Source organism: uncultured Winogradskyella sp., assembly GCF_937958655.1.
Taxonomy (GTDB): domain Bacteria; phylum Bacteroidota; class Bacteroidia; order Flavobacteriales; family Flavobacteriaceae; genus Winogradskyella.
Window position 1 is genome coordinate 1 of the sequence record NZ_CALGNH010000087.1, and the last position, 7485, is coordinate 7485.

Sequence of the window (7485 nt, forward strand, 5' to 3'; positions counted from 1 at the left end):
ATACCTATATTGTAACTTTCTTGAAGTTCTAAAGAAGGTGTATTAACCAATTGTGTTCTATTATCAACCAGAACTCCATTTGAAAATGAATTTTCTAGTTGAAGCGGCTCTTTGTTGTAATTTGCTATTAATGAAATAGTTTTATTTTCGCCGAGTGTATAAGTAATAGCAATAGAGGGATTAATTATTAAGTTAAATTGATTTGAAAAACCTGTTAACGCCTGCTTAAGATACTTAATATTCGCCCTTGTTGAAAAACGCCATTGATTATACTCTAGAGATGCATATGACAAACTATATAATGCAACGTTTGTGCGATTAAGATTATTACGGCTTTCTTCAAATGAATCTGTATTGCTGACAAGAGAAGACCCGTAATTCAAACTATTATTATAAAATGTAATTTGTGTGCCGTATTTTAACCTACCTTTTTTGCCAATTAGATAATTACTAAAACTAAAATATTCTTTTGTGAATTCACTAAATTGATTGCTGGTTTCAGCTAATTCAGAAGTTGTATTAATTGTCAAATTCTGGGGTATAGAATTATTTGAATAATGAAATCGAGATTGAAAAACTGTACTGTCGTTTAATTTATAGGTATACTCAACTGCATTATTTAAATAAGTATTTTCAGAATCTATAGCTAAATCAAAATCATTATTATTGGCTTCAGTAGTTCTAATTTTTTCAGTATCTATATTTTGGATTTTTGATGTAATAGACAACAAAGACTTCTTATTGATTCGATACTTGATGTCTATATCACCCCTAAGAAAGTTTGGCTGATTAGAAAAAGTAGTATTGTCAAAAATTGAAATGTTTTGATCACCATCAAATCCAAACAATGTTTGCTCGGATAAGTTTTTCCCTACAATATTATCTTTTAGATAAAAGCCGTTTAGTTTGATCTTTAATTTTTTATTGATAGGTATAAGTGAATTAAAGTTGCCAAAATTTTGGTCATTTATATTTCCTCTCTCATTTCCAAAATCAGAATTAGAACTTAAAGAATTTATCAATGCGTAAGATAAATAGTCTTTTTCTCGACGTTGCTCGCTTGTTCTGACACCGCTTTCAAAGCTAAAAGGACTATTGTTAACACCTATATTATTACTAGTAATTGTAAAGAAACTTTTGTGTTTTTTATTTACAGCTAATAGGGAACTACTTAAACCTCTTGCGAGCTTTTCTTCTTCTATTGTTCCTACACCAATCTCAATAGTCCCTGATAAATCAGTTTTACTGTCCTTCAACACTAAATTTAACGATACTTTACCTGCATCAGATATTCCTTTAAGTAGTTCATTTTCTTCATAATTATCAATAGCCTCTACTGCTTTTATAATATCTACATTTATATTTTTGGTGGCTATGGAATAGTTGGAACCAAACAAATTATCGCCATCTAAAGTTATCGTCTCAATTTCTTTGCCTTTATACTTTACAATCCCACTTTTGTCACTAACTTCTATTTGAGGTAACTTTTTAAGTAAATCTTTGACCTTACGTTCAGTTCCATCTAAATACTCTGAAGCTATATATCCAATAGTATCTTTTTTTTTGTAAAACCTTTTTCTTGCATTAATTAAAACTTCTTCTAATTGTTGAATACTATCTTTTTCTAAAAAAAACTTTGCATTTAATGTTTCGTTCTTGTTTGGTTTTATAAATATTACAGGTTTAGATTTATAACCGATAAGGTCACAATAAACTCTTAATGTATCATAATGTTTTTTTAAAATCATTTGAAAAGAGTCTTTTTGAACAATTTTAAACTCTTTAATTTGATCTGAAGAATTTTCAGTTCTTGTTGAAATAGTCACAGAGGTATTATCTGGCTTATTATAAATAACTCCATTAATGGTTTGAGAAAGACAAATATTAATTCCCGCAAAAAATAATAGCCCATTTAGGGCTATAAATTTCAAACTATAATTTGATAATAACATCAATCAACTCTTATTACGCCCATCCCTATATCTTCTAATTGGTCATCAAATCTAATTTCAATAGGACCATCATTTTCATCACCTTTAACTAAAGATTTAGATGCCTTTAGACGTTTTATTAAAGTTTCCTTATATATTTCTTTAAACTTTTCAAGAGAAATAATTTTTTCATTCGAAAATGGATTATCAATTTCATTTATACCACTAGCTAGCTTGACTTCAGTTGCTTCTAATTTATAATATCCGTCAGTACTTTCAATTTTCAGAATTAAACCCGGTAAGCCTTTAAACTTATATGGTCCATCATTGATTGCTAATTGTGGAGTGAAGTAAGCTACATAAGTTCTTCCCCTAAAATTAGTAAAAGCTTTTTGGCATTTATAGCCTAAAATATTAATAGAATCTTTACTATTAACAATATCCCAACTAAAATCAACGTCAGATTCATCTATTATAGCTCTAGTTGTTATTAGGATTCGGTTTGTATATAATAAATTTTCTGAAAAATCCTTGTAAATAATTTTATCAGTTGAATAAACTGTATTGGTAGGTGAAACCTTGTAAGCTGTTATTTTTTGTTTTTTATTGTGCCACTTCTTTTCCAAACTAGGAGCATTGACATACTTATCAGAGTTATTTGCGATTTTAGGTTTATAAATTGATTTATTATCAATATTGTATAAAATATAATTCTCTTGCTCCGTAGCTTCAGAATTATTCTTATTAATTGTAGATAAATATTCTACACTAATTCCGTTTTGAGCAAGAGTAAATGAACAAAACAGTAATAATAGATATCTCATACTATCTTTAATTTATATCAAAGAAAAAAAGTCTTGGACGATAGAATAATAATTTAACCCAAGACTATTTTTAATTAAATTTAAAGTTTATTAAAATTGGACCCAAGGATCTAGCTCATCTAATCTTCTAGACAAAACTCTTTGACATCTCTCTTGTGCTCTTTCTTCTCCACACAAAAAACATCCAACAGTCGTTGTATATCTTATACCGTCTCTAATCTCGGAGCATGTTGCAGTTGCAAAATCAACTGCTTTAATATCTCCATCGACACTAAATTCTATATCTGATAAATCAATAATGTCAATGTTTTCATTAAATGATTTATTTTCCATTGCATTCATAGATGTATATGATAACACACATGCTAAAACAAATACTGTTTTTAAATATTTAATCTTTATAAATTTTATGTTAATAAATTACTTCTGGATTTACAGCGTCAATTCTTCTCGATAATACTCTAGCACATCTCTCCTGTGCTCTTTGTGGACTACATAAGAAACAACCTACAGTTGCTGTGTAGGTAACATCATTCCTTGTTTCAGTACAAAAGGCAGTAGCAAAATCAAAATTGACTATATTTCCATCTACATCGAAATCTAGACTGGAAACATCAACAGTGTTTGTTTCATAAGTTGAAGTGTTGTGATTATTAACCGTAGCATAAGAAAACGATAGAGTTAACATAAGAAATAAAAAAACAATTTTTTTCATTTTTAAAATTTGATTAATTAGTGCCTACTTAATTAGGGCATTGGCTTTCCCTTTTCTAACATTAAGAATACGAAAAATATTTCAAAACAAGCAACAAAAATTTTGATGACGCACATAAAAACTAAAAAGCCGACTTTTAAAGTCGGCTTTTTATAAGCGAAATGTTGTTATTTATTTTGGCTAAAAGCCTTATTTAATTTTGTTTACTATAGCTTCAAAAGCTTCTGGGTGATTCATTGCTAAATCTGCGAGAACCTTACGATTCAATTCAATGTTATTAGCTTTTAATCCTCCCATAAACTTTGAATAGCTCATTCCGTGTTGTCTTGCACCTGCATTAATACGCATAATCCATAACGAACGGAATGTTCTTTTTTTGTTTCTACGGTCTCTGTACGAATATTGCATCGCTTTGTCAACCGCATTTTTTGCTACTGTCCAGACGTTTTTACGTCTTCCCCAGTATCCTTTTGCTTGCTTAAGAACTTTTTTTCTTCTAGCTCTTTTTGCAACTGAATTTACTGATCTTGGCATGTTTTTAATTGTTTTTTGTAGTAGGCGGTCGATAATCGACACTTCTTTATTTCTTTAAAATCGTAAATCTACAATCGTTAATCAATATGCCTAACTCCAGGGTTTATAAATTGTTTTAACCGATCAAAACGCTGTTACTTTAAACGTAACATCGTTTTAATATTATCCTCATCTGCTTTGTGTACCAAAGTATCATGAGTCAACTTTAGCTTTCGCTTTTTAGATTTTTTTGTCAATATATGACTTTTAAAAGCGTGCTTTCTTTTAATCTTACCAGTGCCAGTTAGTTTGAAACGTTTCTTAGCACTCGATTTTGTTTTCATTTTAGGCATTTTGTCCTAGGTTTAAATTACGTTTCGCTTATTGTTATCCACCAAAGCCTTAGCATAGGTGGTTTTTTTATTTATTCTTTTTAGGTGCAATGAACATAATCATACGCTTACCTTCAAGCTTTGGCATTTGTTCAACTTTACCATACTCTTCTAAGTCTTGCGCTAATCTCAATAAGAGAATTTGTCCTTGTTCCTTAAATACAATAGAACGTCCTTTAAAGAATACAAAGGCTTTAAGCTTTGCACCATCTTGTAAGAACTTCATTGCGTGTTTCTTTTTAAACTCGTAATCGTGGTCATCAGTTTGAGGACCAAAACGAATTTCTTTAACAACTACTTTGGTTGCCTTAGATTTTAACGCTTTTTCTCGTTTCTTTTGTTCGTAAAGAAACTTTTTATAATCCATAATCTTACAAACAGGAGGCTTCGCATTTGGCGAAATTTCTACCAGATCTAAGCCTTGTTCATCAGCCATGGATAATGCTTTTTTAATAGGATAGACACCTACTTCAACGTTGTCTCCTACAACTCTAACTTCTTCAGATCTAATTTTCGAATTTATACGATGTTTATCCTCTTGGACTTCACGTCGGTTGTAATTCCTTCTGTTTCTACGTATTGCTATGGCTTTAAATTTTAATTAAACGTTATTTATTTGAAAGTTTTTAAGCCTTCATTTACTTTATTTTCAATAATTTTCGAAAACTCATCAACACTAATTGTGCCAAGGTCTTCGCCTCCGTGTTGTCGCACAGATACTGTATTATCATTTTCTTCTTGTTCTCCAACTATGATAATGTAAGGATACTTCTGCATTTCTGCCTCTCTAATTTTCTTTCCTACAGTCTCATTTCTGTTATCAGTGAGGGCGCGAATTTCGTTATTTTCTAGCAAATTTAAAACTTTTTCAGCGTATTTTTCATATTTCTCGCTAACAGATAATATAATAGCTTGTTCTGGCATTAACCAAAGTGGGAAATTTCCACCTGTATGTTCGAGTAATATGGCTACAAAGCGTTCCATACTTCCAAATGGAGCGCGATGTATCATAACAGGTCTATGTAGTTCATTATCACTGCCTTTATAATTAAGATCAAAACGCTCTGGTAGATTATAATCTACTTGTATAGTTCCTAATTGCCATTGGCGACCAAGAGCGTCCTTAACCATAAAATCGAGTTTGGGACCATAAAAAGCGGCTTCACCAGTTGCAACAACATAATTTAACCCTTTATCTTTTGCGGCATTTAATATAGCTTGTTCCGCTTTATCCCAATTTTCATCACTACCGATGTATTTTTCAGGATTTTCAGGATCTCGTAATGAAACTTGAGCTGTGAAATTTTCAAATCCAAGAGACCCAAATACATATAGCACCAAGTCAATAACCTCTTTAAATTCTGTGTCTAACTGATCTGGTGTACAAAAAATATGAGCATCATCTTGAGTAAACCCTCTAACACGAGTTAACCCATGGAGTTCACCACTTTGCTCGTAGCGGTATACAGTGCCAAATTCAGCAAAACGTTTAGGTAATTCTTTATAAGAATAAGGTTTAGTGTTATAAATTTCACAATGGTGAGGGCAATTCATAGGTTTTAGTAAAAACTCTTCACCCTCCGCAGGAGTATTAATTGGCTGAAAGCTATCCTCACCATATTTGGCAAAATGACCCGATGTTACATACAAATCCTTATTACCAATATGCGGCGTTACTACCATTTCATAACCGGCTTTTTTCTGAGCCGCTTTTAAGAAATTTTCTAAACGCTCTCTTAATGCAGCTCCTTTGGGTAGCCACAATGGCAGACCTTGACCAACTTTTTGAGAAAAAGTAAATAACTCTAGTTCTTTACCAAGTTTTCTGTGGTCTCGCTTTTTTGCTTCTTCTAATAAATGTAAATACTCAGTGAGTTCTTTTTGTTTCGGGAAAGAAATACCATAAACTCTAGTGAGTTGCTTTTCATTCTCATCACCCTTATAATAAGCACCAGCAACGCTAAGAATCTTCACAGCTTTAATTATACCAGTATTAGGTATGTGGCCTCCTCGGCAAAGATCTGTGAATGAAGAATGGTCGCAAAAACTAATGGTGCCATCCTCAAGGTTTTCAATTAAATCAACTTTGTATTCATTTTTACCCTCGTAATAAGAAAGTGCTTCTTGTTTAGAAACATTTCGTAAACTAAAAGCATGTTTGCCGCGAGCAATTTCAATCATTTTGTTTTCTATAGACTTAAAGTCTTTTTCAGAAATAACATCATCACCTAAATCAACATCGTAGTAAAACCCATTTTCTATAGCAGGCCCAACCCATAATTTAACGCTAGGATATAGATCCTCTAATGCCTGTGCCAAAACATGAGCAGAAGAATGCCAAAATGCTTTTTTACCATCATCATCCCTCCAAGTATATAATATAAGATCACCATCACTAGTTAGTGGAGTAGTAGTTTCAATAACAGTGTCATTAAATTTTGCTGAGATAATATTACGAGCGAATCCTTCACTAATATCTACAGCCACTTCATAAGGAGTTACACCTTTATCAAAAGATCTAACCGAACCATCAGGTAGAGTAATTTTAATCATTAAATATAGTCAGTATAAATTTAGCCCACAAAGATAGACCTATATACATAATTCCCAAAGGGAAGTAATTAATAAATATATAGAGTATTCCGTTTTTGCTTCATTAGAGCAAAAACGTCGGGCTATCCGCTATATCTTTTGTTTAAGACAAAAGGATGCCGCTACTATCCCTAATACGCCTACCAGAGTTCAAATAACAATGAGTATATATATCTTACCAAAAGCTTATAAAAACTTCAAATAATTTTTGAATCTAATCACTTATAAATAAAGCGTTTGTAAAATAGAAAAGAAGTAAATAGAAATAAATTAAAAAAAGGTATTGTGAGATAAAAAAGTAGTTCTATATTTGCGCCCGCTTAGGGGCTTAACGAAGTCTTAAAAAGCGAAGTTCATTTCCATAAGACAGCATCGGTAAAAAAACAGAAATATTTTTTGTTTAGATGTTGTGGGAATAAAAAAAGGGTTTTATATTTGCACCCGCTTAACGAGGAAACGAGTTAAAAAAGCAAAAAATAAAAGTTCATTAACATATTGAATTGACAGCGTAAGAGATT

At 31.4% G+C, this 7485-nt stretch carries 8 protein-coding genes; all 8 read right to left on the bottom strand.

Annotated features, from left to right (window positions below):
* Positions 1 to 1931, bottom strand: a 1931-nt coding sequence (locus Q0800_RS13810; protein ID WP_299130898.1) for a hypothetical protein, incomplete at its 3' end; no start/stop codon positions are given.
* Between the two features lie 20 nt (positions 1932 to 1951).
* The gene (locus Q0800_RS13815) at positions 1952 to 2755 is read right to left on the bottom strand and encodes a GLPGLI family protein (protein ID WP_299130900.1); all 804 of its coding nucleotides are present in this window, start codon (positions 2753 to 2755) and stop codon (positions 1952 to 1954) included.
* A 90-nt stretch (positions 2756 to 2845) separates the two neighbouring features.
* A complete protein-coding gene (locus Q0800_RS13820) occupies positions 2846 to 3097 on the bottom strand; it encodes a hypothetical protein (protein WP_299130902.1) in 252 nt (83 codons plus the stop codon).
* 70 nt (positions 3098 to 3167) lie between these two features.
* Positions 3168 to 3443: a hypothetical protein gene (locus Q0800_RS13825; RefSeq protein WP_299130904.1), complete on the bottom strand. Its 276-nt coding sequence runs from the start codon at positions 3441 to 3443 to the stop codon at positions 3168 to 3170.
* Between the two features lie 216 nt (positions 3444 to 3659).
* A complete protein-coding gene (rplT, locus tag Q0800_RS13830; protein ID WP_299130906.1) occupies positions 3660 to 4004 on the bottom strand; it encodes a 50S ribosomal protein L20 in 345 nt (114 codons plus the stop codon).
* Positions 4005 to 4138: 134 nt separating this feature from the next.
* A complete protein-coding gene (gene rpmI, locus Q0800_RS13835; protein ID WP_087493241.1) occupies positions 4139 to 4336 on the bottom strand; it encodes a 50S ribosomal protein L35 in 198 nt (65 codons plus the stop codon).
* Between the two features lie 67 nt (positions 4337 to 4403).
* Positions 4404 to 4955 carry a translation initiation factor IF-3 gene (infC, locus tag Q0800_RS13840; RefSeq protein ID WP_299130910.1) on the bottom strand — a complete coding sequence of 184 codons (552 nt, stop codon included), beginning with the start codon at positions 4953 to 4955 and terminating at the stop codon, positions 4404 to 4406.
* 32 nt (positions 4956 to 4987) lie between these two features.
* Positions 4988 to 6928 carry a threonine--tRNA ligase gene (thrS, locus tag Q0800_RS13845; RefSeq protein WP_299130908.1) on the bottom strand — a complete coding sequence of 647 codons (1941 nt, stop codon included), beginning with the start codon at positions 6926 to 6928 and terminating at the stop codon, positions 4988 to 4990.
* Between the last annotated feature and the right edge of the window lie 557 nt (positions 6929 to 7485).

Excerpts from the sequence above, each read along its gene's own strand:
- Q0800_RS13815 (WP_299130900.1), bottom strand. The coding sequence starts at position 2,755 with ATGAGATATCTATTATTACTGTTTTGTTCATTTACTCTTGCTCAAAAC.
- thrS (WP_299130908.1), bottom strand. The coding sequence starts at position 6,928 with ATGATTAAAATTACTCTACCTGATGGTTCGGTTAGATCTTTTGATAAA.
- Q0800_RS13820 (WP_299130902.1), bottom strand. The coding sequence starts at position 3,097 with ATGAATGCAATGGAAAATAAATCATTTAATGAAAACATTGACATTATT.
- rplT (WP_299130906.1), bottom strand. The coding sequence starts at position 4,004 with ATGCCAAGATCAGTAAATTCAGTTGCAAAAAGAGCTAGAAGAAAAAAA.
- Q0800_RS13825 (WP_299130904.1), bottom strand. The coding sequence starts at position 3,443 with ATGTTAACTCTATCGTTTTCTTATGCTACGGTTAATAATCACAACACT.
- rpmI (WP_087493241.1), bottom strand. The coding sequence starts at position 4,336 with ATGCCTAAAATGAAAACAAAATCGAGTGCTAAGAAACGTTTCAAACTA.